The organism is Streptomyces sp. ADI95-16 (genome assembly GCF_003721495.1).
Classification (GTDB): Bacteria; Actinomycetota; Actinomycetes; order Streptomycetales; family Streptomycetaceae; genus Streptomyces; species Streptomyces goshikiensis.
Genome location: NZ_CP033581.1, coordinates 5,021,217 through 5,045,300 on the forward strand (window position 1 = coordinate 5,021,217; position 24,084 = coordinate 5,045,300).

Genomic DNA, 24,084 nt, shown 5'->3' on the forward strand with positions numbered 1-24,084 from the left:
AACCCGCTGTTGTGCGGTCGTTGGGCCGATCACCGAAATTGCGGAATAGCTTCTGCCGCGTGCCAGTCAGCAATCGATCAGCGCAACGCTCCGCTCCCCGCTCTCCTCTTCGGGTCGCCGTACTCGCCGATTCGGATACGCGGTGGAAATGGGGCGCCCTCACCGCCCGCCGCCTCGCGCCCGGCCACCGGCTCACCGGCCACCTGCTGCGCGGCCGGGCCACCCCCACCGCGCGCCAGCTCGGCGAGGTGGGGGTCCGGGCCGACCGGCTGACCGAGGTGACCTGCGCGGAGTTCCTCGCGGACATCGAGCGCGAGCGCTACGACGTGGTCGTCCTCGCCCTCGTCGGCGGGGCCGTCCAGGCCGTTCTGCACGGCGTCCGCGCCCTGTGGCCCGACCCGGCCGCCCGCCCGGTGATCGTCACCGGGTACGTGGGCGTCGTGTACGAGAAGCTCGCCGACGGGCTGCTGCTGCGCCACGGCGCCGACCTCGTCCTCGCCAACTCCCGCCACGACGCGCAGCGGTTCCGCGCCGTGTACGAGGGGGTGGGCGCCGACGCGGGCTGCGTCACCGAGACCGTGCTGCCCTTCCTCGGCGGGGCCGCGTACGAGCCGGCCGGGAGCCGGGCCACGACGGTCGTCTTCGCCGTGCAGCCCTCGGTGCCCGAGAGCCGCGCCGACCGCGCGTACCTGCTGGAGCGGGCCGCCGGACACGCCCGGCTGCACCCGGACCGGGAGGTGCTGGTCAAACTGCGCAGCCGGCCCGGGGAGCACACCACGCACCTGGAGGAGCAGCCGTACCAGCGGCTCGCCGCGAAGGTCCCCGGCGGCCTCCCCGCCAACTGCCGCCTCGCGTACGGGAACATGGGCGAGGTCCTCGACGGCGCCGACCTGCTGGTCACCGTGTCGTCCACCGCCGCGCTGGAGTCCCTGCACCGGGGCATCCCGACGGCCGTCCTGACGGACCTCGGCATCCGCGAGGCGCTGGGCAACCACCACTTCCTCGGCTCGGGCTGCCTGGCCTCCTGGGACCAACTGGACGCGGGGCTGCTGCCGCAGGGCGACCCGGAGTGGCTGGCGGCGCAGGGCGTGGCCCCGCTCGCCACCACCCCGCTCGCCACCACCCCACTCGCCGCCGGGGCCGTCGCAGACGCCACCGCCGCAGACGCCGCCGCAGACGCCGACGTGTTCGCCGCCGCGCGGGCCCGCCTCGCCGCGCTGCTGGAGCTGCCCGGGCTCCCGCCCGTGGCCCCGTACTACACGCTGACCACCGCCCCCCGGTACCTGCCCGGGATCCTCGCCCGCCACCACCTCGCCGCCGACGGCACCCCGCTGCCCGGCGCCGCCCGCGAGGGCGCCGAGCCGTCGCGGCTGCGCCGCCGGCTCCGCTCGCACCTGCGCGACGCCGCCCGCGGGCTCTACCGACACGGGGTCCAGCGCGTGGCCCCGCTCATCCGCCGAATGGGAGAACTGTGAGCCGCCGAGTTCTGGCCGTCATCCCCGCCCGGGGAGGGTCCAAGGGCGTCCCGGGCAAGAACCTGGCCGAGGTCGCCGGGATCCCGCTCGTCGCCCGCGCCGTACGGGCCTGCCTCGCCGCCCCGACCGTGACCGACGTGGTGGTCTCCACCGACGGCGAGGACATCGCCGCGGCGGCCACCGCCGCCGGGGCCACGGTGATCCGCCGCCCCTCCGCGATCTCCGGGGACACCGCGAGCAGCGAAGCGGCCGTGCTGCACGCCCTCGACGCCTTCGAGGAACCGCGCTCGGTCACCGTCGACGTGGTCCTCCTCGTCCAGTGCACGAGCCCCTTCCTGACCTCCTCCGACGTGGAATCGGTGGCCGCCGCCGTCGCGGCCGGCGACGCCGACTCGGCGCTGACCGTCGCCCCCTTCCACGGGTTCCTCTGGCGCACCCGGGACGGCGCCGGCCACGGCGTCAACCACGACGAGGCCGTTCGCCCGCGCCGCCAGGACCGCCCCCAAGACCTGCTGGAGACCGGCGCCGCCTACGCGATGGACGCCGCCGGATTCCGCACCGCCCGGCACCGGTTCTTCGGGCGCACCCTGCCCGTCGCGACCGACCCGGCCCGGGTGCTGGAGATCGACGATCCGCACGATCTCGCCCGCGCCCGGCTGCTCGCCCCCCTGTTCGACGTACCGCCGGCCAGGGGCGACCGATCCGACCCGACGCTCACACCCCTTGAGCACACCCCCGCACCCTCGCACCGAAGGACGTCACCTGCCATGACCGCCAACGCCAACTCCCGTCTGCGCACCTTCGGCCGGCGCACCGCCGGCCCCGGCCGGCCCGTCTACGTCGTCGGCGAGATCGGCATCAACCACAACGGCGAGCTGGAGAACGCCCTCGCCCTCATCGACGCCGCCGCCGAGGCCGGCTGTGACGCCGTGAAGTTCCAGAAGCGCACCCCGGAGATCTGCACCCCGCGCGACCAGTGGGACATCGAGCGCGACACCCCCTGGGGCCGGATGACCTACATCGACTACCGCCACCGCGTCGAGTTCGGCGAGGAGCAGTACCGCGCCATCGACGAGCACTGCGCCAAGCGCGGCATCGACTGGTTCGCCTCCCCGTGGGACACCGAGGCCGTCGCCTTCCTGGAGAAGTTCGACGTCCCCGCCCACAAGGTGGCGTCCGCCTCCCTCACCGACGACGAGCTGCTGCGCGCCCTGCGCGCCACCGGCCGCACCGTCATCCTCTCCACCGGCATGTCCACCCCGAAGCAGATCCGCCACGCGGTGGAGGTGCTCGGCAGCGACAACATCCTGCTCTGCCACGCCACGTCGACGTACCCGGCCAAGGCCGAGGAGCTCAACCTGCGGGTCATCAACACCCTGCGCGACGAGTACCCCAACGTCCCGATCGGCTACTCCGGCCACGAGACGGGCCTGCAGACCACCCTGGCCGCCGTCGCCCTCGGCGCCGCCTTCGTCGAGCGCCACATCACCCTCGACCGCGCGATGTGGGGCTCCGACCAGGCCGCCTCCGTCGAGCCGGGCGGCCTGACCCGCCTGGTCCGCGACATCCGCACCATCGAGACCGCCCTCGGTGACGGCGTCAAGAAGGTCTACGAGTCCGAGCTCGGCCCGATGAAGAAGCTCCGCCGCGTCCAGGGCGACCTCGCCGGCGTCTGACCGCAGGCCCCCTCCGGTCCGACCGCGTCCGGCCGGCCGCAGTACGACGTTCCGCCCCGCCCCTGACGAGGAGTACGTGGTGACCCCTTCAGACTCCACCCTGGCTTTCGTCGAGAGCCCGGTCCAGCTGCTCAACGTGCTGGAATGGGCGCACGCCCAGGCCGCCGCGCGGGAGGGCGGGGGAGGGCTGCTCAGCGGCGTCCCGAGCCAGCCGGCCCGGCGGACCCCGGCCGGCCGGCCGGCCGCCGAGGCCGCGACCGGAGTGCGGATCGTCGTACTGCCGCCCGTGGACCCGATGTCCCGCGGTCAGCTGCGCCGGATGGCGGGGCTGGCCCGGGACGAGGGCCACGAGGTGCACTGGCAGGAGGCCCGCGGCGGCCGCCTCGCGCCGTTCAGGGCCCTCGCGGCGCTCTCCCGCGACGTGCGGCGGGCCCGCCGGGTCGTCGTGGGCGACCCGTTCTCCCGCTACGTACAGCTGCTGCTCACCCTGGTGAGGGCGCAGGAGCTGGTCGTGGTCGACGACGGCACCGCCACCATGGAGTTCGTCGCCCAGACCGCCCGCGGCGAGCGTCTGGTGCGCTGGCACCGGGTGGGCGGCGGCGGCCTGCCCGGCCGGGTGCGCGAACTCGCGTACGCCCCGGTCTCGGCGACCGCCCGGCGCCGCTTCACCCCGGCCGTCGGCCACGGCCGCCGCGTCGAGGTGTTCAGCTCGATGCCCGTCACCGTCCACGGCGGCATGACCCTGCGCGTCAACGACTTCGCCTGGACCCGCGCCCGGTTCGGCCCGCCGCGCCTGACCAAGGGCACCGACCTGGTCGGCACCTCCCTCGTGGAGACCGGGGTCGTCGAGCCCGCCCGCTACCTCGAAGCGGTGCGGACCCTGACCCGGACGTACGGGGCCACCCGCTACTTCGCGCACCGCCGGGAGTCCCCGGACAAGCTCAGGGCGCTGAGCGAGGCGACCGGGCTGGAGATCGTCCGCCCGGACCTCCCGCTGGAACTGATCGCCCGGCGCGGCCCGGTCGGTCGTACGATCGTCAGCTTTCCGTCTACGGTCGTCCACACGCTGCCGTACGCACTGACCGGTACCGGGGTGACCGTCGCCGTATGCGGCATCGACCCCGGCTGGCTCACCGGGACGGCCTCGCCGCGCGCCCGCAGCTTCCTGGCGGGGGTCACCGACACGGCCCGTGATGTGCGCAGACTCCCCGCCCAGGCGGCTCCGGCGGCCGGATGAGCGCGCGAGTTTACCCCCGGGCGCATCCGGTCATGCGTCCAGAGGCCGGGTTTCTTTCCCCTAACGGCATGAACTTTTCGTGATCTCCAGCCAGTTGGCGGGTGGGTGGGCCTACCCTTCAACAGGTGAACCAGTTGATGTCCCGCGAGTCCCAGACCGCCCAGCCCGGCACGCCCGACCGGCCCGAGCTGCCCGGCAAGCTTCCGGACCACCTGCGTGCCGAACTGATCGCCTTCCGTCGGGACTTGCACATGCACCCCGAGCTAGGACACCAGGAGTTCCGCACCACGGCGGCGATCAAGGCCCGGCTGGAGAAAGCCGGCCTGCGACCACGGGTGCTGAAGTCCGGAACGGGCCTCGTCTGTGACGTGGGCACCTGGGACGGGGTCCGGCCGATCCTGGCCCTGCGCGCGGACATCGACGCCCTGCCCATTCCGGACGCCAAGACCCACGTCCCGTACCGCTCGACCTTCCCGGACCGCGCCCACGCCTGCGGCCACGACGTGCACACCACGATCGTGCTCGGCGCCGGCCTGGTGCTCGCGGAGCTCGACCGGCAGGGGATGCTGCCCCGCGCGGTGCGGCTGCTGTTCCAGCCCGCCGAGGAGGTGCTCCCGGGCGGGGCCAGCGAGGCCATCGAGTCCGGGGTGCTGGACGGCGTGGGCAAGATCATCGCCGTCCACTGCGACCCCCGGGTCGACGCGGGCCGGATCGGGCTGCGCGCGGGTCCGATCACCTCGGCCTGCGACCGGCTGGAGGTCAGCCTCGACGGCCCCGGCGGGCACACCGCCCGCCCGCACCTGACCACCGACCTGGTCACGGCGGCGGCCCGGGTGGCCCTCGACGTACCGGCCGTGCTGGCCCGCCGGATGGACGCCCGCTCGGGCATGTCCATCACCTGGGGCCGGATCGAGGCGGGGCACGCCTGCAACGTGATCCCGATGCACGCGGAACTGTCCGGAACCGTGCGCTGCCTGGACATCAACGCCTGGCACGAGGCTCCCGACCAGATCCACGCGGCCATCGACGAGGTCGCCACGCTGCACCGGGCCAAGTCGGAGATCACCTACGTGCGCGGGGTGCCGCCGGTCGTCAACGACCCGGTGATCACCGAACTGCTCCGGGAGTCGATGGCGGCCCGCCGCGGCGCGGAGTCCGTCGAGGACACCGAGCAGAGCCTGGGCGGCGAGGACTTCTCCTGGTACCTGGAGCACGTCCCGGGAGCCATGGCCCGCCTGGGGGTCCGCGCGCCCGGCTCCGGCACCAAGCACGACCTGCACCGCGGGGACTTCGACGTGGACGAGTCCGCGATCGGCGTCGGAGTGGAGTTCTTCACGGCCGCCGCACTGATCGACGGACGCCGCACCGGGCCGGTCCGGTGACCTGGGGGCCGGATTCCGTACAACATGCGCAGGTCCGCCGGTAGCCGTGTCCAGCCCTTGGTACGCAAGGGCTGGACACGAGCGCAGTCACCGATCGGTCACTGTCCGGTTCGCGACGATCCGATAACGACTCATGAACGGGCCTTTAACTGACATCTACGCGCGTTACGATCGCCGCGAAACCAGCGCCGGTCGTGGCGCTTCGGTCAGGTTTTGAAGGAGCCTCCCCTTGCGCCGGATCACCAGGATCGCCACCGTGGGCATCGCGTCCGCGGCGCTGGCCCTCTCGGCCACCGCCTGTGGCGGAAAGAAGTCGTCCGACTCCACCGCGTCCTCGTCGGAGTCGTCGTCGAGCAGCAAGTCCGCAGCCATCGCGTATGACATCGGCGGCCGCGGCGACCAGTCCTTCAACGACGCCGCGTTCGCGGGTCTGGAGAAGGCTCAGAAGGACCTGAAGATCAAGGGTGCCGAGGCGGAGCCCAGCGAGGGCGAGAGCGAGGCCGACAAGGTCCAGCGCCTCACCGAGCTCGCGCGCAAGGGCAACAACCCGGTCATCGGTGTTGGTTTCGCGTACGCGCCGGCCATCAAGAAGGTCGCCGCGAAGTTCCCGAACACCACCTTCGGCCTCATCGACGACACCTCGGTGCAGGACAAGAACATCGCCAACCTGGTGTTCAACGAGGAGCAGGGCTCCTACCTGGCCGGCGTCGCCGCCGCCAAGGCGTCCAAGTCCGGCAAGGTCGGCTTCATCGGCGGTGTCGAGGTTCCGCTGATCAAGAAGTTCGAGGCGGGCTTCACGCAGGGCGTCAAGGACACCAACCCGAACGCCGAAGTGCTGTCGGCCTACCTGACGCAGCCGCCGGACTTCTCCGGTTTCGCCAAGCCCGACCTCGGCAAGGCCACCGCCCAGGGCCAGCTGGCCAAGGGTGCCGACGTGATCTACGCCGCCGCCGGTCTCGCCGGTTCCGGTGCGATCGAGGCCACCGCCACCGCCGGCAAGTGGGCCATCGGCGTCGACTCCGACCAGTACAACCAGGCCGGTCTGTCGAAGTACAAGGACAAGATCCTGACCTCGGTCACCAAGGACGTCCAGGACTCGGTCTTCAACCTGATCAAGTCGGTCGAGGACGGCAAGCCGCAGACCGGTGAGATCCGCTACGGCCTCGACAAGGACGGCGTCGGCCTGGCCGACTCCAACCCCGCGTACAAGCAGATGACGGACGTCACCGCCGCGGTCGAGAAGGCCAAGGCCGACATCATCGCCAAGAAGATCACCGTCAAGACCGCCCCGTAGGGCCGTCCCTGACGTGAAGTACGTGAAGTAACGGTCTCGGGGTCCGGGAACGCGGTCTCCACCGCTCCCGGGCCCCGAACCGCGTCCGTGAACCCTGTGATCATCTACCTGGTCACAAATTTTCACTTCAGACAGTGCTACGCGCGTAGAGGCATCGTGGACGCGATACCTTCTCTCCCCGCCCTGTCCCCCTGCCGCAAGGCATTTTCCAGCTCCTTCCGCGCCAAGGAGAGTGCGTCATCAACGCGTCCAGCCCCCCCGCCGTAGAACTGCACGGCATCACCAAGCGTTTCCCCGGCGTCGTCGCCAACAAGGACATCGCCATCACCGTCCGCAAGGGCACGGTCCACGCCCTCATCGGTGAGAACGGTGCCGGCAAGTCGACCCTGATGAAGATCCTCTACGGCATGCAGAAGCCGGACGAGGGCACCATCGCCATCGACGGGGAGCAGGTCACGTTCTCCAGCCCCGGCGAGGCCATCGCCCGCGGCATCGGCATGGTCCACCAGCACTTCATGCTGGCCGACAACCTCACCGTCCTGGAGAACGTGGTTCTCGGCGGCGAGAAGCTGTACGGCATCGGCGCCAAGGCCCGTAAGAAGATCAAGGAGATCTCGGACGCGTACGGCCTCGGCGTACGCCCCGACGCCCTGGTCGAGGACCTCGGTGTCGCCGACCGCCAGCGCGTGGAGATCCTCAAGGTCCTCTACCGCGGCGCGCAGATCCTCATCCTCGACGAGCCGACCGCCGTGCTCGTGCCGCAGGAAGTGGACGCGCTCTTCGACAACCTGCGCGAGCTCAAGGCCGAGGGCCTGACCGTCATCTTCATCTCGCACAAGCTGGGCGAGGTGCTGAAGGTCGCCGACGACATCACCGTCATCCGCCGCGGCACCACGGTCGGCACCGCCGACCCGAAGACCGCCACGACCAAGCAGCTCGCCGAGCTGATGGTCGGCAGCGAGCTCCCCTCGCCGGAGACGCGCGAGTCGACGGTCACCGACGTGGCGATGCTCAACGTCCGGGACCTGCGCCTGACCGCCACCGACCCCGACGGCGTCGTGCGCGAGGTGCTGGCCGGCATCGACTTCACCATCCACAAGGGTGAGGTGCTCGGTGTCGCCGGTGTCGAGGGCAACGGCCAGACGGAGCTCATCGAGGCCCTCATGGGCATGAGCATCCCGGACGGCGGTGTCATCACCCTCGACGGCAAGGACATCTCCACCACGCCGACGCGCAAGCGCCGCGAGGGCGGCATCGGCTACATCCCCGAGGACCGCCACCGTCACGGCCTGCTGCTGGAGTCCCCGCTCTGGGAGAACCGGATCCTCGGCCACGTGACCGAGCAGCCCAACTCCAAGCGCGGCATCCTCGACCCGAAGGCCGCCCGCAAGGACACCGAGCGGATCGTGCGCGAGTACGACGTGCGCACCCCCGGCATCGAGGTCACGGCGGCGTCCCTGTCCGGCGGCAACCAGCAGAAGCTGATCGTCGGCCGCGAGATGAGCCACAACCCCAAGTTCCTCATCGCCGCCCACCCCACCCGCGGTGTGGACGTCGGTGCGCAGGCCCAGATCTGGGACGCCATCCGGGAGGCCCGTCACGAGGGCCTCGCCGTGCTCCTGATCTCGGCCGACCTGGACGAGCTGATCGGCCTGTCCGACACGCTGCGCGTCATCTACCGCGGCCGCCTGGTCGCGGACGCCGACCCGGCGACCATCACGGCCGAGGAGCTCGGCACCGCCATGACGGGTGCCGCCCGCGGCCACCTGGAAGCCACCGACAACCCTTCCGCCGCTGCCGACGGTGACACGACGGAGGACGAGGCCCGATGAAGAAATTCGACAAGGACCGGGTGCTGCTCGCGATCGCCGGCCCGGCGCTCGCGCTGGTCAGCGCCTTCCTGCTGACCATGATCGTGCTGGCCGCGTCGGGCGTGGACCCGATCGACCCGCTGCGCGTCATGATCGACCAGGCGAGCTACGAGGACGTCCAGGTCCTCATCGTCAACCAGGCGGGCATCTACTACCTGGCAGCCCTGGCCGTCGCCATCGGCTTCCGGATGAACCTCTTCAACATCGGCGTCGACGGCCAGTACCGTCTCGCGGCGATGATCTCCGCCGTGGTCGGCGCCTCGGTTTCGCTGCCGGGTCCGCTGCACGTCGCGCTGATCGTGCTCGTGGCCATGGTCACCGGTGCCTTCTGGTCCGGCATCGCGGGTGTCCTGAAGGCCAAGCGCGGAGTGAGCGAGGTCGTCTCGACGATCATGCTCAACGCCATCGCCACCGCCGTGATCGCCTGGCTGATCCTGCCGAAGAACCTCGGCGTCCAGCCCCCCGGCTCGAACAACCTGACCACCGGCGACATCCCGGAGTCCGGCTGGTTCCCCGCCCTGACCATCGGTGACGGCCTGGAGGTCTACGGCTTCACCTTCGTCGCGTTCGCCCTCGGCATCGTCTACTGGTTCGTGCTCAACCGGACCCGCTTCGGCTTCGACCTGCGGGCCACCGGTGCCAGCGAGTCCGCCGCACAGGCCTCCGGTGTGGACGCCAAGAAGATGATCATGACCTCCATGCTCATCTCGGGCGCGGTCGCCGGTCTCGCCGGCATGCCGCTGCTGCTCGGTGAGTCGCACACGTACAACCTGTCCTTCCCCGTGGGCATCGGCTTCACCGGCATCACCATCGCCCTGCTCGGCCGCAACAGCCCGATCGGCATCTTCTTCGCCGCGCTCCTGATCGCCTTCATCGACAAGGCCTCCGCCGGTCTCGACACCGCCGGTTACGCCAAGGAGATCGGCACGATCATGCAGGGCCTGATCGTGATCGCGGTCGTCGTCAGCTACGAGCTCGTCCGCCGCTACGGCATCCGCCGCCAGCAGCAGAAGGTCGGCCAGGAACTGGCCGCCGGGCACGCCCTCAAGACCGACAACAAGGAGGTCGCGGCGTGAGCACCAGCACCGTTTCCGCGACGAGTGCCGCGCCCAAGAAGGACGGCGGCCGACGCAAGCTCACCCTCCCCTGGATCCTGCTGATCATCGCGGGCGGCCTCGCCCTGATCTCGCTGGTCCGGGTCATCTCCGGCGCCGACGACCTGACCTCCGCCGGCCAGATCTCCGGCGCGCTCCAGCTCGCCGTCCCGATCGGCCTCGCCGGCCTCGGCGGTCTGTGGGCCGAGCGCGCGGGCGTCGTCAACATCGGCCTCGAAGGCATGATGATCCTCGGCACCTGGTTCGGTGCCTGGGCCGGCTACCAGTGGGGTCCCTGGACCGGTGTCCTGATGGGCATCGTCGGCGGCGCCCTCGGCGGCCTGCTGCACGCGATCATCACGGTGACGTTCAACGTCAACCACATCGTCTCCGGTGTGGCGGTCAACATCCTGGCCGTCGGCTTCACCCAGTACCTCTCGAACTTCACCTTCGACGAGGCCCCCGGCGGCTCCTCCAAGCAGTCGCCCCGGATCGAACCCATCTCGGAGATCACCATTCCGGGGTTGTCGGACTGGCTGGCCACGCTCCAGGGCAAGCACTGGTTCCTGATCTCGGACATCGCCGGCGTGCTCGGCGGCCTGGTCACCAACCTGTCGCCGCTGACCGTCATCGCCGTCCTGCTGGTCCCGGGCACCTGGTGGGTGCTGTGGCGGACCTCCTTCGGCCTGCGCCTGCGCTCCTGCGGTGAGAACCCGGTGGCCGCCGAGTCCCTCGGCGTCAACGTGTACAAGTACAAGTACATCGCCGTGGTGGTCTCCGGCGGGCTCGCCGGCCTCGGCGGCGCGTTCCTCGCGATCGTCTCCACGGGCATCTACCAGGAGGGCCAGACCGGCGGCCGCGGCTACATCGGTCTCGCCGCGATGATCTTCGGTAACTGGATGCCGGGCGGAACGGCCCTCGGCGCCGGCCTCTTCGGCTTCACCTACAGCCTCAAGCTGCGCGGCGGCGCCGAGAACGTCCACGCGATGCTGCTGCTCCTGGCGATCCTGCTCGTGCTGGCCTTCGGCTGGTACCTGTACAAGAAGACGCACGTCAAGGCCGGTGTCGCGGCTGTCTCCGCGGCCGCCCTGTTCCTCTGGTACGCCCTGACCGACGCCGTTCCGAGCCAGTTCGTCGAGGCCGCGCCGTACGTCACGACGCTGCTGGTCCTCGCACTGTCCGCGCAACGCCTGCGGATGCCGAAGGCGGACGGCTTGCCGTACCGCAAGGGCCAGGGCAAGTGACGGCCGCTCCGGCCGTGGACTGGGAAGTCCTGCGCGCGGCGGCCCGGGACGCGATGTCCCGGGCGTACGCCCCGTACTCGGGCTTCGCGGTCGGCGTCGCCGCCCTGGTGGACGACGGCCGGGTCGTGACCGGCTGCAACGTCGAGAACGCCAGCTACGGACTCAGCCTGTGCGCCGAGTGCGGTCTGGTGTCCTCCCTCCAGGCCACCGGCGGCGGCCGTCTGACGCACTTCACGTGCGTCGACGGCAAGGGCGAGGCCCTCGTGCCGTGCGGCCGCTGCCGCCAGCTGCTGTTCGAGTTCGGCGGGGCGGAACTGCTGGTGGACACCCCCAAGGGGATCCTCCCGCTGGCCGAGATGCTGCCGCAGGCCTTCGGGCCGGACCACCTGAGATAGCCGTGCCGACGGCCCTTCGCCCCTGCCGGGCGAAGGGCCGCCGTCTTCTCCGGAACCCCTCACCCACACCCCCCTCTATGCGCGTAGAAGGAAGCACCACATGGACGTCATCTCCGTCATCCGTACCAAGCGGGACCGCGGCGAGCTGAGCCCCGAGCAGATCGACTGGGTCATCGACGCGTACACGCGCGGTGTCGTCGCCGACGAGCAGATGTCGGCCCTGGCGATGGCCATCCTGCTGAACGGCATGAACCGGGCCGAGATCAAGCGCTGGACCGCCGCGATGATCGCGTCGGGCGAGCGGATGAACTTCGACTCCCTGTCCCGCCCGACCGCCGACAAGCACTCCACCGGCGGCGTCGGCGACAAGATCACCCTGCCGCTGGCCCCGCTCGTCGCGGCCTGCGGCGCGGCCGTACCGCAGCTCTCGGGCCGCGGCCTCGGCCACACCGGCGGCACCCTGGACAAGCTGGAGTCCATCCCCGGCTGGCGCGCGCTGCTCTCCAACGAGGAGATGCTGCACGTCCTCGACACCACCGGCGCGGTCATCTGCGCGGCGGGCGACGGCCTGGCCCCGGCGGACAAGAAGCTGTACGCGCTGCGCGACGTGACGGGCACCGTCGAGGCCATCCCGCTGATCGCCTCCTCGATCATGTCGAAGAAGATCGCCGAGGGCACGGGCTCGCTCGTCCTCGACGTGAAGGTCGGCACCGGCGCGTTCATGAAGAACATCGAGGACGCGCGCGAGCTCGCCTCGACGATGGTCGCCCTCGGCACCGACAGCGGCGTCAAGACGATCGCCCTGCTGACCGACATGTCCACCCCGCTCGGCCTGACGGCGGGCAACGCGCTGGAGATCCGCGAGTCCGTCGAGGTCCTCGCCGGCGGCGGCCCCTCCGACGTCGTCGAGCTGACCCTGGCGCTGGCGCGCGAGATGCTGGACGCGGCGGGCATCAAGGACGCCGACCCGGCCAAGGCGCTGGCCGACGGCTCCGCCATGGACGTCTGGCGCCGGATGATCGCGGCCCAGGGCGGCGACCCGGACGCGGCCCTGCCGGTGGCCCGCGAGCAGCACGTCGTCACCGCCCCCGAGTCGGGCGTGCTGACGCGCCTGGACGCGTACGGCGTGGGCGTCGGCGCCTGGCGCCTGGGCGCCGGCCGCGCGCGCAAGGAGGACCCGGTGCAGGCGGGCGCCGGCATCGAGATGCACGCCAAGCCGGGCGACACCGTGACCGCGGGCCAGCCGCTGATGACGCTGCACACCGACACCCCGGAGAAGTTCGAGTACGCCCTGGCCTCCCTGGAGGGCACCTTCGACATCGCCCCGGCCGGCACGGCGTTCTCCGCCACGCCGATCGTCATGGACCGCATCGCGTAGTACCCCGCGCTCACCCGCACGACTGAACGGGACCGGTGGACCCCCACCGGTCCCGTTCGGCATACCTGAGGCGGGCCCGTCCGGCCGATGAGTTCCGGGCGGCGGGGGAGTCATCCCCCTGTGGAGACCCCCCGAATCGTGCTGCCCGGACCCAGCCCGACCGCGCGCGATGCCGTGCCGCTGTGCGCGCGCCTGTCCCGGCTGTACGAGGACGGCGCGCGGACGGTGGAGTGCGATGCCGCCACCGTCACGGCGCCGGACCTGGGCGCCGTCGAGGCACTGGCCCGGCTGCGGCTCGCCGCGCGGGGGCGGCCGCTGCGGGTGACCGGGGCCGCCCCCGCGCTACGCGCCCTGCTGGACCTCGTAGGACTCGTCGAGCTGCTCGGGGAGACCGAAGAGCGGGAACCAGCGGTCGGTGTCCAGGAAGGCGTTGAGCCCGACGATCTTGCCGTCTGAGATCTCCAGGACCTGGAGCGCCCACGGGGTGTGGCCCGCCCCGGAGGCGGCCGGCCGGTACTGGGCGAAGGCCGGCAGGCCGTTCGCCGTCGTCGGGAGCAGGCGGGAGCCCCGGCAGCCGCTGCCCTGGTTCAGGTGCCAGGCGGCGATGTCCTCGCGGCCCCGCAGCCACAGGTCGAACGGCGGCATCGACAGCACCGCGTCCTCGTGCAGCAGCGTGGTGAGCCGGGAGATGTCGTACGCCTCGAAGGCCGACAGGTACCGCTCCAGCAGCTTCACCTGCTCCGCGTCCAGCGGATCGGCCGCCTCCCCCTCGCGGATCCGCAGCGCGGACAGCGTCGCCCGGGCCCGCTGGAGGGCGCTGTTCACCGACGCCACCGTGGTGTCCAGCAGCGTCGCGACCTCGTCCGCCTTCCAGGCCAGCACCTCGCGCAGGATCAGCACGGCCCGCTGCTTCGCCGGCAGGTGCTGGAGCGCCGCGACGAAGGCCAGCCGGACGGATTCCCGCGCCAGCGCCGTCTCCGCCGGGTCGGCGGTCTGCGGGAGCACCCGGCCGTCGGGCACCGGCTCCAGCCAGGTCACCTCGGGCCGCTCGTTCAGCACGGCCGAGGCCTGGTGCTGCGGTGCGCCGAAGTCCATCGGGCGGGCCCGCTTGTTCCCCGCGCTCAGCAGGTCCAGACAGACGTTGGTGGCGATCCGGTACAGCCACGACCGCAGCGAGGACCGCCCCTCGAACCGGTCGAAGGCCCGCCAGGCGCGGACGTACGTGTCCTGCACGGCGTCCTCGGCGTCGAAGGAGGAGCCCAGCATGCGGTAGCAGTAGCCCGTCAGCTCGACCCGGTACCGCTCCATCGCCGCATCCAGGTCCGGGCTGGTCGCGAGGTCAGTCATGGCCGTCATCCCCCAGGTCGCTCTCCGATACCCCGGAAGCTACCGGAGGGGTCTGACAACCGCAGCCGGGACGGCCCCCGAGCCGACGAGGCGGGCCGTGCGGGCCGCGTGCGAGCCGTACAGGGTGATCCCGGCGACGCCGACGACCGCGAGCAGCGCGATCCCGACCGTGGCCGCCCATCCGGAGGAGTGGTAGGCCAGCGCGCCCAGCGTGCCGCCCGCGCTGGAGCCCAGGTAGTACGCCGACTGGTACAGCGCGGAGGCCTGCGCGCGGCCCGTCTTCGCGGTCCGGCTCACGGCGGCCGAGGCCACCGCGTGCCCGGCGAAGAAGCCCGCCGTGATCAGCACCAGCCCCGCCAGGATCGCCGCCAGCGAGTCCGACAGCGAGAGCAGCAGCCCCAGCGCGGTCGTGGTCACCGCCAGGTACAGCGCGCCGCGCCGGCCCGCCCGGGCCACCAGCCGTCCGGCCGCCGCCGAGGAGACCGTGCCGACCAGGTAGACGAGGAAGACCGACCCGACGACGCCCTGACCCAGCGAGAACGGCTCGTCCACCAGCCGGTAGCCGATGACCGTGTACACGGCGCCGAACACCGTCATGAACAGCGCGCCGATCCCGTAGAGCCGCAGCAGCAGCGGGTCCCGCAGGTGACCGGCGACGGTACGGCCCACCGCGCGCGGGTTCAGCGACGCGGGGCGGAAGAACCGCGCCCGGGGCAGCAGCACCAGGAAGGCCACCGCGCAGACCAGCGCCATCAGACCGACCGTGAGCAGACCCGCCCGCCAGCCCCACAGCTGCGCCGCCCACCCGGTGACGATGCGGCCGCTCATGCCGCCGATGGAGTTGCCCGCCACGAACAGGCCGATCGCCGCCACCAGGGCCTTCGGCTTGACCTCCTCCGCCAGGTACGCCATCGCGGACGCCGGGATGCCGGCGATCGCCGCGCCCTGGACGGCGCGCAGCACGATCAGCCACTCCAGGTTCGGCGCGAGGGGGACGAGGAGCCCGACGCCGACGGCGATCACCATCGACCAGGTCATCATCCGGGTCCGGCCGAACCGCTCGGACAGCGCGCTGAGCGGCAGGACGAACAGGGCGAGCGCGCCGGTGGCCGCGGACACCGTCCAGCTGGCCTGACCCGCCGTCACGCCGAAGCCGGCGGAGATCGCGGGGAGCAGGGCCTGGGTGGAGTAGAGGAGGGCGAACGTCGCCAGTCCGGCGGCGAAGAGCGCGAGGCTCATCCGGCGGTAGCCGGGGCGGCCGGGGGAGTGGGGCTGCGGTGCGGGGGACGACGGGGTGGAGGCACCCGGGATGACGGGTGCCCCGGTATGAACGGGAGGCATGCTTCGACGGTAGGCCCGTCTTTTTTATGCGTCCAATGCACAGAATCGCGATAATCGATCCACTGTTGCATCAACCCAGCTCAGGGGCGTGGATGTCGATGAACCGTTACGTGGAAGACATGGCTGTGACAACTTTGCTGGCCCCTCGGCTGGCGTATTTCGTCGCGGTCGCCCGGCACGAGCACGTCACCCGCGCCGCCCACGAGCTGGGCGTCCCGCAGTCCACCCTGTCCCGCGCCATGGTCCGGCTCGAACAGGACCTGGGCGTCACGCTGTTCGCCCGCAAGGGCCGTACGGTCGCCCTCACCACGGCGGGCCGTACCTTCCTGGCCTCGGCCGAGCAGGCCCTGACGGAGATCGACCGGGCCGCCGAATCGGTGCAGCAGGACGCCGATCCGGCCGCCGGGAAGGTGGCGTTCGGCTTCCTGCACACCCTGGGCTCCGAGACGGTGCCCGGACTGATCCGGGCCTTCCGCGCCGACCATCCGCGGATCCGGTTCTCGCTCGTGCAGAACTACGGCGAGGCGATGCTGGAGAAACTGCGGGCCGGGGAACTCGACCTGTGCCTGACCTCCCCGCTGCCGGACGCGCCCGACCTGGTGGCCCGCCGGCTCGACGAGCAGCGGCTGCGGCTGGTGGTCCCGGACGACCACCGGCTCGCGACCCGCAAGCGGATCCGGCTCGCGGAGGCCGCGGAGGAAACGTTCGTGACGCTGGAGCCGGGGTACGGGATGCGCCGCATCACCGACGACCTGTGCGCGGAGGCCGGGTTCACGCCGAGGATCGCCTTCGAGGGCGAGGAGGCGGAGACGCTGCGCGGGCTGGTCGCGGCGGGGCTCGGCGTGGCGCTCCTCCCGCCGCCGGCCGTGCCCCGGCCGGGAGTCGTCGAACTCGGCGTCACCGCCCCGCGCGCGGTCCGCGAGATCGGTGTCGCCTGGCTCGACGGCCACCCCGACACACCGCCGGTCGCGGAGTTCAAACGCTTCCTCCTCTCCCGACGCGGCCGCCTGATCCCGGACCTGGAACCGCTGCCCTAGGTCCGTCTTCCGGATCAGGCCGGATCGTGCGGCGAGGGGGACAGCAAGTAGCCCGCCTGGAAGCGGGACTTGGCGCCGATCGCCCGCATGATCTCCGCGATGTGCCGCTGACAGGTCCGCTCCGACATCCCCAGCCGGCGCGCGATCACCTTGTCCTCCAGCCCCTCCGACAGCAGCCGCACGATCGTCTGCCGCAGCTCGTCCGAGATCGACCGCGCCGCTTCCGGGCTCACCGTCGCCGGGAACGGCTCCGCGCCCACCCAGGACCGCTCGAACGCCGCCGTCATGAAGTGCACGACGTTCGGCTCGCGCACCACCAGCGCCGCCCCGCTGCGCTCCGGCACCGCCATCAGCCCGGTGTGCTCGTCGAAGATCAGCATCCGCATCAGCCCGTCGCCCAGCGTCCGCACCTGCGCGCCCAGCGCCGTCACCCGTTCCACGTACGCCGCCGTCGGCCGCGAGTACCGCGCCGTGTGCTGGTAGATCGTCCGCATCCGGACCCCCCGCGTCAGCAGCGACTCGTCCCGCCCGATCGCCTCCTCCAGCGACTCCAGCGGCCGCCCCCCGCCCGGCTGCGAGGTCAGCAGCTCCCGCTCGCACCCCGCCGACAGCTCCGCGATCAGCCCGCGCACCGCGCCCAGGTCCGTCATCAGCTCCAGGTGCCCCGACCCGTTCAGCTCCCGCAGCGCCGCCCCCGCCTCGTACGCCGGGACCAGCGCCTCCAGCCGCCCGCGCAGCCGGTCCATCTCGTCGTGGGTCTCCCGTACGAGCAGTGCCAGCGGGGCCAGCGCCCGGGCCGCCGCCGCCCGGGGCGCGACCGGGCTCCACCGGTCCGCGCCGCCGCCGGGCGCCCGCTGGAGCAGGTGCGCGGCCGCCAGCTCGGTGATCGCGGCGCCCGCCCGCGCGCCCAGCGCCGAGGTGGCCTCCGCCGCGTGGAAGGCGTGCCGTTCCACCGCGTACGCGTACAGGCGCCGCGCGGCGGGGCTCAGGTCCCCGTACGTCTCGGCAACGCCGTCGGCCTCAGCTGCCATATGCGTATTCGTCCCGGCCTGTGACTGTTTGCAAACCCCTCGTGTTCCCGCAAGGCGGCAAGACGACGCCCGTCCGGACGCTATCGGCATATGCCGAACCGGCACAGTGGACGCACGGCGTGAAGGGGGAGCGCGGTATGGGGCAGCGGACGGTCATCGAGGGGCGGGGGCCCGTGGCGGTCCTGCTGAGCCCACGCCCCGCCGTGGTGGCGGCCGCCCGCCGTGCGGGCGCCCGCACGGTGGTGGTCGCGCCGGATCCATCGGTGCCATCCGACCGTGAGGGGGCGGAGCGGCGGGTACGGACGGACTGGCGCGACCACCACCGGCTGGTCGGCGCCGTCGGCCGGCTGGAGGACGTCCGCCGGGGCCGCGCCGCCGTCTTCGGGTTCGACGCGGCGGGCGCCCTGGCCGCCGCCCGCGCGAACGAGGAACTCGGCCTGCCCGGCACGCCCGCCGCCGCCGTCACCGCCCTCATGGACAAGGCCGCCCTGCGCGCCCGCTCCAACACCCTGCACGCCGCCCGCCCCGTCTCCTTCGCCCGCTGCGGCCGCGCCTCGCTGCTCCCCTTCATCACCACCCTCATCGGCTACCCCTGTGTCATCAAGCCCCGCGCGGGCGCCGACGGGGAAGGCGTCCGCCTGGTCCGGGGCGCCGCCGAGGGCGAGGCCGCCGCCCGCGACTACCCCGCCGTCACCGACCTGCTCGTCGAGGAGTACCTCGAAGGCCCCGAGCTCGCCGTCGAGTCCCTCTCCCGCGCCGGCCGCCACCGCGTCCTCGGCTGGTCACGGCGACTGCCCGGCCCCGGACCCGGCCTCGCCGCGGCCGCCGGCCACGACCTGCCCGCGGCCCTGGACCCGGCGACCGCGGCGGCCGTACGGGCCCTGGTGCGCGGCGTCCTCGACCTCGCCGGGCACCGCGACGGCCCCTCCCACACCGAGGTCGTCCTCACCGCCCACGGCCCCCGGCTCGTCGAGGTCCACGCCCGGCCCGGCGCCGAGGAGCTGACCCAGCTGCTCCGGCTCGCCCACGGCACCGACGTGCTCGGCCTCGCCCTGGCCGCCGGACTCGGACTCCCCGGCCCGTTACGCCGCCCGCACGCCGCGCACGCGGCGCTGCGGTACGTCGACTTCCCGCCCGGCCTGCGCGTCGACGGGCTCGGCCCGGCCCTCGCCGCCGCCCGCTCACTGCCGGGCGTGATCCGCGTCGGGCTGCGGATACCGGCCGGGGCCACGGTGCGCCGGGCCCCGACGGGCGCCCTGCACCACGCGCACATCCTGGCCGCCGCCCCGACGGCCGCCGCCCTGGCTCGCACCCTCGACCTGACGGCCGCGCTGCTCGCCCCACCGGGACCACCGGGACCACCCGGACCCCGCACCCCCGGTTCGCGCGGCGTTCGCGTACCGCCGCCACCGGGGCGGAACGGGCCCGGGTAGACGCGAACCACCGGCGGGCGGCGCCGCGGCCGCGTGCCACGGCGGGCTGACCGGTCAGCCCGAAGGGGGTTGCGCGTAGCCCCCGAAGCCCGTCCAGTCGACCACCACGCACGTCTCGTCGCCCACCACCCAGGCGTCGTGTCCGGGGGCGATCTCCATGAAGTCGCCGGGGCCGTACTCCTCCTCGCCCGCCCCGTCGTCCATGACGACCTTCATCCGGCCGCTCACCACGTATCCGGTGTGGGCGGCCAGGCAGCTGTCCGTGCCCGCCATCGGCTTGATGTGCTCCGTCCAGCGCCAGCCCGGCTCGAACACCGCACGGCCGACGGGACCGCCGTCCGTCTCGATCAGGTCGAGCCGCCCCTTGCCTTCGGCGAAGGGACGCGTCTCGTCGGCCTGGTCGAAGCTCTTGCGCACGATCGCGGCCATACCGCATCGCCTCCCGCGCAGCAGGGCCCCGAGTCCACTTTCACTCTACGCTCGCGGGCCCTTCCCGCCCGGCCGGTCAGCCCCGCAGCGACCGGCCGAACCCGGAGGCCAGCGGCATCCGCAGCCCCAGCGGCGGCGGCGCCGCCAGCGCGTCCGTCACCGGCCGCGAGTACCGGCCGGTGAACATCGCGCCGAGGACGAAATCGACCGACAGGGCCACCACTTCGGCCTGGTGGTCGCGCAGCCCGTGCCCGTCCGAGTGGACCTCGAACCGGCACGTGGAACGATTCGCCTTCTTCGCCCGGGCCGCCAGCAGGAACGAGGACTCCGGGTCGCAGCGGGCGTCGTTGGTGCCGTGGACGATCAGCACCTGCCGCCCCGCGAGCTGCTTCACCGGCTCAGGGGGGTCCGCCGACGCCGCCCGCCCCGGGCAAGGGGCCAGCGCCAGAACCGAGTTGACGGCCCCGTGCCCCGCGGCCCGCAGGGCGGCCTGGCCGCCGGCGTCGTAGCCGGCCAGGCACACCGGCACGTCCCCGTACCGGCGCACCGCCTCGTCCGCCGCCCACCCCGCGTCGTCCTCGCGGGGCCCCGAGCCGTGCATGACCTGGTGGGTGACCAGCCCCTGCGCCCCGCCCGCCCGGCCCAGCGCCCGCGCGAGCGCGCGCAGTGGACCGGGGGAGAATCTGGATGCCCCGGGAAGCAGGAGCACCACACCGTTTACCGTGCTGTCCGTCGAGACCGAGCCGGTCGCGCCGGCCGCCCGCCCCAGGCGGGCCCCGCGCGCCGGCGGCGCATGCTGTGCCATGGCGGAACAGTCTCAGACTGACAGGTGTACGCGACCCGTCCGTACGGTCTCTGTTACGTATCGACCGCTGTTGCCAACGCGCTGCTCTACGCGCGTAGGAGTAGAGTGCCCGGATGACGAGCGAGACCCCCAACCTGCCCACTCCGGATCAAATCCGCCGCTCCCCGAAGGTCCTGCTGCACGACCACCTCGACGGTGGACTGCGCCCCGGGACCATCATCGAGCTGGCGCACAAGGTCGGCTACGAGAACCTTCCCGAGACCGAGGCCGACAAGCTCGGCATCTGGTTCCGCGAGGCCGCCGACTCCGGTTCCCTGCCGCGCTACCTGGAGACGTTCGCGCACACCTGCGCCGTCATGCAGACGAAGGAGGCCCTCTTCCGGGTCGCCTCCGAGTGCGCCCAGGACCTGGCCGAGGACGGCGTCGTGTACGCCGAGATCCGCTACGCCCCCGAGCAGCACCTCGAAGCCGGCCTGACCCTCGAAGAGGTCGTCGAGGCGGTCAACGAGGGCTTCCGCGAGGGCGAGCGCCGCGCGCGGACGAACGGCAACCGCATCCGCGTCGGCGCCCTGCTGACCGCGATGCGCCACGCGGCCCGCGCGCTGGAGATCGCCGAGCTGGCGAACCGCTACCGCGACAACGGCGTGGTCGGCTTCGACATCGCCGGCGCCGAGGCCGGGTTCCCTCCCACCCGCCACCTGGACGCGTTCGAGTACCTCAAGCGCGAGAACAACCACTTCACCATCCACGCGGGCGAGGCCTTCGGCCTGCCGTCGATCTGGCAGGCCCTGCAGTGGTGCGGCGCCGACCGCCTGGGTCACGGCGTGAAGATCATCGACGACATCGAGGTCGCCCCCGACGGCTCCGTGAAGCTGGGCCGCCTGGCCTCGTACGTACGGGACAAGCGCATCCCCCTGGAGATGTGCCCGACCTCGAACCTGCAGACGGCCGCGGCCGCCTCGTACGCCGAGCACCCCATCGGCCTGCTGCGCAAGCTGCACTTCAGGCTGACGGTCAACACCGACAACCGGCTGATGAGCGGCACCAGCATGAGCCGCGAGTTCGAGCACCTCGTCGACACCTTCGGCTACACGCTCGACGACATGCAGTGGTTCACGGTCAATGCGATGAAGTCCGCGTTCATTCCTTTCGATGAACGACTGGCCATGATCAACGAAGTGATCAAGCCCGGTTATGCGGAGCTGAAGTCGGAATGGCTGTTCCGGCAGACCGCCTCCACCAGCGGTTCCGTCTCGGTCTAGGCCATGGCGTGACGTTCTGAGAGCGCCCGGGAGGAGCAATTCCCGGGCGCTTTCTCATATCAAAGGATGTTTGCGGGCGGGGGTTTGACGTGACTAGTTTGCGGAGCCGCTCAATTCCCCGTCGCAAGGACGAATCCTTCATGAAGAAGTCAGCTGCCAAGATCGTCGGTGCCGCCGCCCTCGGTGCCGCCTTCGCCGCCGTCGCCGCCGGTTCCGCCTCCGCCGCCCCCGCCGTCGGCCTCGCCGACGCGCTCGGCACCGCCACCGGTGCGGTCGAGGGGCTCACCAGCCAGCAGCAGGTCAGCCAGGACGGCCGGCAGTCGAGCGACCCCGCCGCCGCGCTCGCCCCCGTCACCGGTCTGCTCGGCGGTCTGCCGACCAGCAACCTCGGTGCCTGATCCACGTCTGATCCACGTCTGATCCACGTCTGATCGGCGCGGCGGAGCCCGTGGGACGCCGGCGCCGCCCGTGGAATTCGTACGCACGCACGCACGGCGCACACCCTTTCGACCAGGTGTGCGCCGTGTCGTCGCGTGTGCCACGATCACCCCCAACTGCCCGCCGACGCATTGGGTATGAGGTCTCCGTCATGCGCATCACGGCACGAGCGACCACGGTCGCGCTGCTCCCCGCCCTGCTCTTCGCAGCCGTGGGCTGCGGCAGCACGGACACACCCGCGACGGGCAAGGCACCGGCCCCCAGCGGGTCCGCCGCCTCCGGCGCGCCCGGTACGGGCACCTCGGCGGGCACCTCCACCGGAGCCGCCTCCGGCGCGCCGGCCGCCCCGAAGACCGGCGCCACCAAGCTGGAGCGGGCCTCCCTGGAACAGGGCGACCTGCCCGGGTACCAGATCTCCTCGCAGAGCAACCCGAACGCCCCCCACGGACAGCCGCAGGCCGACAAGAAGGCCTGCCAGCCGCTCGCCGACGCCATGGGCGACAAGCCCGACCCGGCCGCGCGCGAGAGCGTCAACCGGGGCATCGGCTCGCAGCGCCAGGTGGGCCTCGCGGTCGCCGCCACCGTCAGCTCCTACTCCGAGAGCGACGCCAAGCGGCTCGTCTCCCGGCTGAGGCAGGCGATCACCGCCTGCGGCGGGGGCTTCTCGGCCACCATCGAGAAGCAGACCGGCAGTTACAAGGACGTCAAGGCGGCCGAGTACAAGACCGGCGGCGACGAGAGCGTCAGCTGGACCACCACCGCCGTCGCGGGCGACACCTCGGCGCAGGTGCACCTGGTCGTCGTCCGCCAGGGCGGCACCGTCGTACGGCTCACCGCCCTCAACGTGGCCGCGGCCGGCCAGAAGGCGCAGGTCCCGCAGGAAGTGGCGGACAAGCAGCTGGAGAAGGTCAAGCGCGCGGGCTGACCGGCTGCCCCGTCACGCCCCCCGGTGAACCGGACCGGACCGCCAGGCCGGACCGGTTCACCAGGCGGCGTTCGCGTCGGCCTTCTCGTTCGGCAGCAGCACCCACAGCGCCAGGTAGACCAGGAACTGCGGGCCGGGCAGCAGGCACGAGAGGACGAAGATGACGCGCATCGTCTTCGCCGACATTCCGAAGCGTCGCGCGAGACCGGCGCAGACTCCGCCGATCATCCGTCCGTCGCGGGGGCGGGCAATCGCGCTCATGGGGTTCTCCTTCGTATGGGATCGCTTTTCCTTGCGATGCCTCAATACTCGCGCGGTACCGCCGACAGGACCTCGGTCCACGGGCCGAGCCCGACCCTGGTAATTCTCGGGGTGGGCCCCTGAGAGCGCCGGAGCCGGGAGCGCAGCGCCGGTACGAAGGCCACGTGCGCCAGCACCACGCCGGCGGTGCTCAGCAGCACCGAGTCCACGTCCACGACCCGCCCCGGGATCGCGCTCTGGAGCATCTCGATGCTGACGGAGAACAGCACGGCGACGGCCGCCGTGCGGGCCAGCGAGGACCACGCGGCCAGCGGCGACGGCGCGAGCCGCCCGCCCACCAGCGGCAGCAGCACCCCGAGCGGAGCGAGCAGTGCCAGGCCCTCGCCGATCCGCCGGGCCCCGCCCAGCGGGCCGTACGCGAGGTCCGCCTTGATCCCCTCCAGCGGGGTCAGATTGGCGGCCGCCGCCCACGGCACGTCCAGGGGCCGCAGCGCGAGCCAGCCGACGAGGACCAGGTGGGCGGTGAGGAGGACCCAGCCGGCGAGCCGGAGCCGGAACCGGATCGCCTGGGCGGTGGGGGCGGAGGCGGCGCTGTCGCCGGCCTTGAGTCGCTGCACACCTGCGAGGACGCGTTGAGCGGTAGCGGCGGTTCCGGACGTACGGGAGGTGCTCACGCGACCCGCTTACCCGCGCGCCGGAACCGGAACCGGACCTGGAACCGGAGGCGGC

Annotated in this window: 23 protein-coding genes and 1 pseudogene; 17 read left to right on the plus strand and 7 right to left on the minus strand. The window is 72.3% G+C overall.

The window, feature by feature from the left end; translation table 11 throughout:
* The first annotated feature begins 59 nt into the window (after positions 1 to 59).
* The 12 genes and pseudogenes from EES41_RS22465 (at position 60) to EES41_RS22515 (ending at position 13,502) form a co-directional block, all read left to right on the plus strand.
* A complete protein-coding gene (locus EES41_RS22465) occupies positions 60 to 1,475 on the plus strand; it encodes a DUF6716 putative glycosyltransferase (RefSeq protein WP_123080041.1) in 1,416 nt (471 codons plus the stop codon).
* Positions 1,472 to 1,855: pseudogene (locus EES41_RS43120) on the plus strand (NTP transferase domain-containing protein); the annotation flags it as partial. The gene EES41_RS22465 and the pseudogene EES41_RS43120, both read left to right, overlap by 4 nt.
* Before the next feature lie 387 nt (positions 1,856 to 2,242).
* The gene (locus EES41_RS43125; RefSeq protein WP_008742058.1) at positions 2,243 to 3,151 is read left to right on the plus strand and encodes an N-acetylneuraminate synthase family protein; all 909 of its coding nucleotides are present in this window, start codon (positions 2,243 to 2,245) and stop codon (positions 3,149 to 3,151) included.
* A 79-nt stretch (positions 3,152 to 3,230) separates the two neighbouring features.
* Positions 3,231 to 4,388, plus strand: coding sequence for a hypothetical protein (locus tag EES41_RS22475; RefSeq protein WP_123080043.1), 1,158 nt, complete (start codon positions 3,231 to 3,233; stop codon positions 4,386 to 4,388).
* A 137-nt stretch (positions 4,389 to 4,525) separates the two neighbouring features.
* Positions 4,526 to 5,770: an amidohydrolase gene (locus tag EES41_RS22480; protein ID WP_123080044.1), complete on the plus strand. Its 1,245-nt coding sequence runs from the start codon at positions 4,526 to 4,528 to the stop codon at positions 5,768 to 5,770.
* Between the two features lie 229 nt (positions 5,771 to 5,999).
* Positions 6,000 to 7,064 (plus strand): BMP family protein, encoded by a 1,065-nt coding sequence (locus tag EES41_RS22485; protein WP_123080045.1) that lies wholly within the window; start codon positions 6,000 to 6,002, stop codon positions 7,062 to 7,064.
* Positions 7,065 to 7,333: 269 nt separating this feature from the next.
* Entirely contained in the window at positions 7,334 to 8,896 is a 1,563-nt protein-coding gene (locus EES41_RS22490) for an ABC transporter ATP-binding protein (RefSeq protein WP_250569001.1), read from the plus strand.
* Entirely contained in the window at positions 8,893 to 10,011 is a 1,119-nt protein-coding gene (locus EES41_RS22495) for an ABC transporter permease (RefSeq protein ID WP_123080047.1), read from the plus strand. Before EES41_RS22490 ends, EES41_RS22495 begins: the two co-directional genes overlap by 4 nt.
* Positions 10,008 to 11,273 carry an ABC transporter permease gene (locus tag EES41_RS22500; RefSeq protein ID WP_123080048.1) on the plus strand — a complete coding sequence of 422 codons (1,266 nt, stop codon included), beginning with the start codon at positions 10,008 to 10,010 and terminating at the stop codon, positions 11,271 to 11,273. Before EES41_RS22495 ends, EES41_RS22500 begins: the two co-directional genes overlap by 4 nt.
* Positions 11,270 to 11,668: a cytidine deaminase gene (locus tag EES41_RS22505; protein ID WP_123080049.1), complete on the plus strand. Its 399-nt coding sequence runs from the start codon at positions 11,270 to 11,272 to the stop codon at positions 11,666 to 11,668. Before EES41_RS22500 ends, EES41_RS22505 begins: the two co-directional genes overlap by 4 nt.
* Positions 11,669 to 11,768: 100 nt before the next feature.
* Complete coding sequence (locus EES41_RS22510; RefSeq protein ID WP_008742050.1) at positions 11,769 to 13,046, plus strand: thymidine phosphorylase; 1,278 nt, start codon at positions 11,769 to 11,771, stop codon at positions 13,044 to 13,046.
* 120 nt (positions 13,047 to 13,166) lie between these two features.
* Positions 13,167 to 13,502, plus strand: a complete 336-nt coding sequence (locus EES41_RS22515; RefSeq protein WP_254211541.1) for an STAS domain-containing protein — start codon at positions 13,167 to 13,169, stop codon at positions 13,500 to 13,502.
* On the opposite strand, the gene EES41_RS22520 is transcribed toward EES41_RS22515, so the two are convergent.
* Both EES41_RS22520 and EES41_RS22525 read right to left on the minus strand, forming a co-directional pair.
* Positions 13,389 to 14,393, minus strand: a complete 1,005-nt coding sequence (locus EES41_RS22520; RefSeq protein WP_174261720.1) for a sigma-70 family RNA polymerase sigma factor — start codon at positions 14,391 to 14,393, stop codon at positions 13,389 to 13,391. The genes EES41_RS22515 and EES41_RS22520 overlap by 114 nt on opposite strands.
* Positions 14,394 to 14,432: 39 nt before the next feature.
* Positions 14,433 to 15,734 carry an MFS transporter gene (locus tag EES41_RS22525; RefSeq protein ID WP_008742047.1) on the minus strand — a complete coding sequence of 434 codons (1,302 nt, stop codon included), beginning with the start codon at positions 15,732 to 15,734 and terminating at the stop codon, positions 14,433 to 14,435.
* Positions 15,735 to 15,796: 62 nt separating this feature from the next.
* Here EES41_RS22525 and EES41_RS22530 point away from each other — a divergent pair, with 62 nt between their 5' ends.
* Positions 15,797 to 16,771, plus strand: coding sequence for a LysR family transcriptional regulator (locus EES41_RS22530; protein ID WP_174261832.1), 975 nt, complete (start codon positions 15,797 to 15,799; stop codon positions 16,769 to 16,771).
* A 14-nt stretch (positions 16,772 to 16,785) separates the two neighbouring features.
* Here the strand turns inward: EES41_RS22530 and EES41_RS22535 are convergent, their stop codons facing one another.
* A complete protein-coding gene (locus EES41_RS22535) occupies positions 16,786 to 17,802 on the minus strand; it encodes a helix-turn-helix transcriptional regulator (RefSeq protein ID WP_123080053.1) in 1,017 nt (338 codons plus the stop codon).
* Between the two features lie 137 nt (positions 17,803 to 17,939).
* Between EES41_RS22535 and EES41_RS22540 the strand changes: the two genes are divergently transcribed.
* Positions 17,940 to 19,235, plus strand: coding sequence for an acetyl-CoA carboxylase biotin carboxylase subunit family protein (locus tag EES41_RS22540; protein ID WP_123080054.1), 1,296 nt, complete (start codon positions 17,940 to 17,942; stop codon positions 19,233 to 19,235).
* Positions 19,236 to 19,289: 54 nt separating this feature from the next.
* Here EES41_RS22540 and EES41_RS22545 read toward each other — a convergent pair whose 3' ends face one another.
* Positions 19,290 to 19,664, minus strand: coding sequence for a cupin domain-containing protein (locus tag EES41_RS22545; protein ID WP_123080055.1), 375 nt, complete (start codon positions 19,662 to 19,664; stop codon positions 19,290 to 19,292).
* 76 nt (positions 19,665 to 19,740) lie between these two features.
* Positions 19,741 to 20,469 carry a prolyl oligopeptidase family serine peptidase gene (locus EES41_RS22550; RefSeq protein ID WP_123080056.1) on the minus strand — a complete coding sequence of 243 codons (729 nt, stop codon included), beginning with the start codon at positions 20,467 to 20,469 and terminating at the stop codon, positions 19,741 to 19,743.
* A gap of 113 nt (positions 20,470 to 20,582) precedes the next feature.
* Between EES41_RS22550 and EES41_RS22555 the strand changes: the two genes are divergently transcribed.
* The 3 genes from EES41_RS22555 (at position 20,583) to EES41_RS22565 (ending at position 23,094) form a co-directional block, all read left to right on the plus strand.
* A complete protein-coding gene (locus tag EES41_RS22555; RefSeq protein ID WP_123080057.1) occupies positions 20,583 to 21,731 on the plus strand; it encodes an adenosine deaminase in 1,149 nt (382 codons plus the stop codon).
* 140 nt (positions 21,732 to 21,871) lie between these two features.
* Positions 21,872 to 22,129, plus strand: a complete 258-nt coding sequence (locus EES41_RS22560) for a hypothetical protein (protein WP_037793701.1) — start codon at positions 21,872 to 21,874, stop codon at positions 22,127 to 22,129.
* 191 nt (positions 22,130 to 22,320) lie between these two features.
* Entirely contained in the window at positions 22,321 to 23,094 is a 774-nt protein-coding gene (locus EES41_RS22565; RefSeq protein ID WP_123080058.1) for a hypothetical protein, read from the plus strand.
* 57 nt (positions 23,095 to 23,151) lie between these two features.
* Here EES41_RS22565 and EES41_RS22570 read toward each other — a convergent pair whose 3' ends face one another.
* Complete coding sequence (locus tag EES41_RS22570; protein ID WP_123080059.1) at positions 23,152 to 23,355, minus strand: PspC domain-containing protein; 204 nt, start codon at positions 23,353 to 23,355, stop codon at positions 23,152 to 23,154.
* Between the two features lie 41 nt (positions 23,356 to 23,396).
* Positions 23,397 to 23,918, minus strand: a complete 522-nt coding sequence (locus EES41_RS22575; RefSeq protein WP_123082633.1) for a VanZ family protein — start codon at positions 23,916 to 23,918, stop codon at positions 23,397 to 23,399.
* Positions 23,919 to 24,084 lie beyond the last annotated feature (166 nt).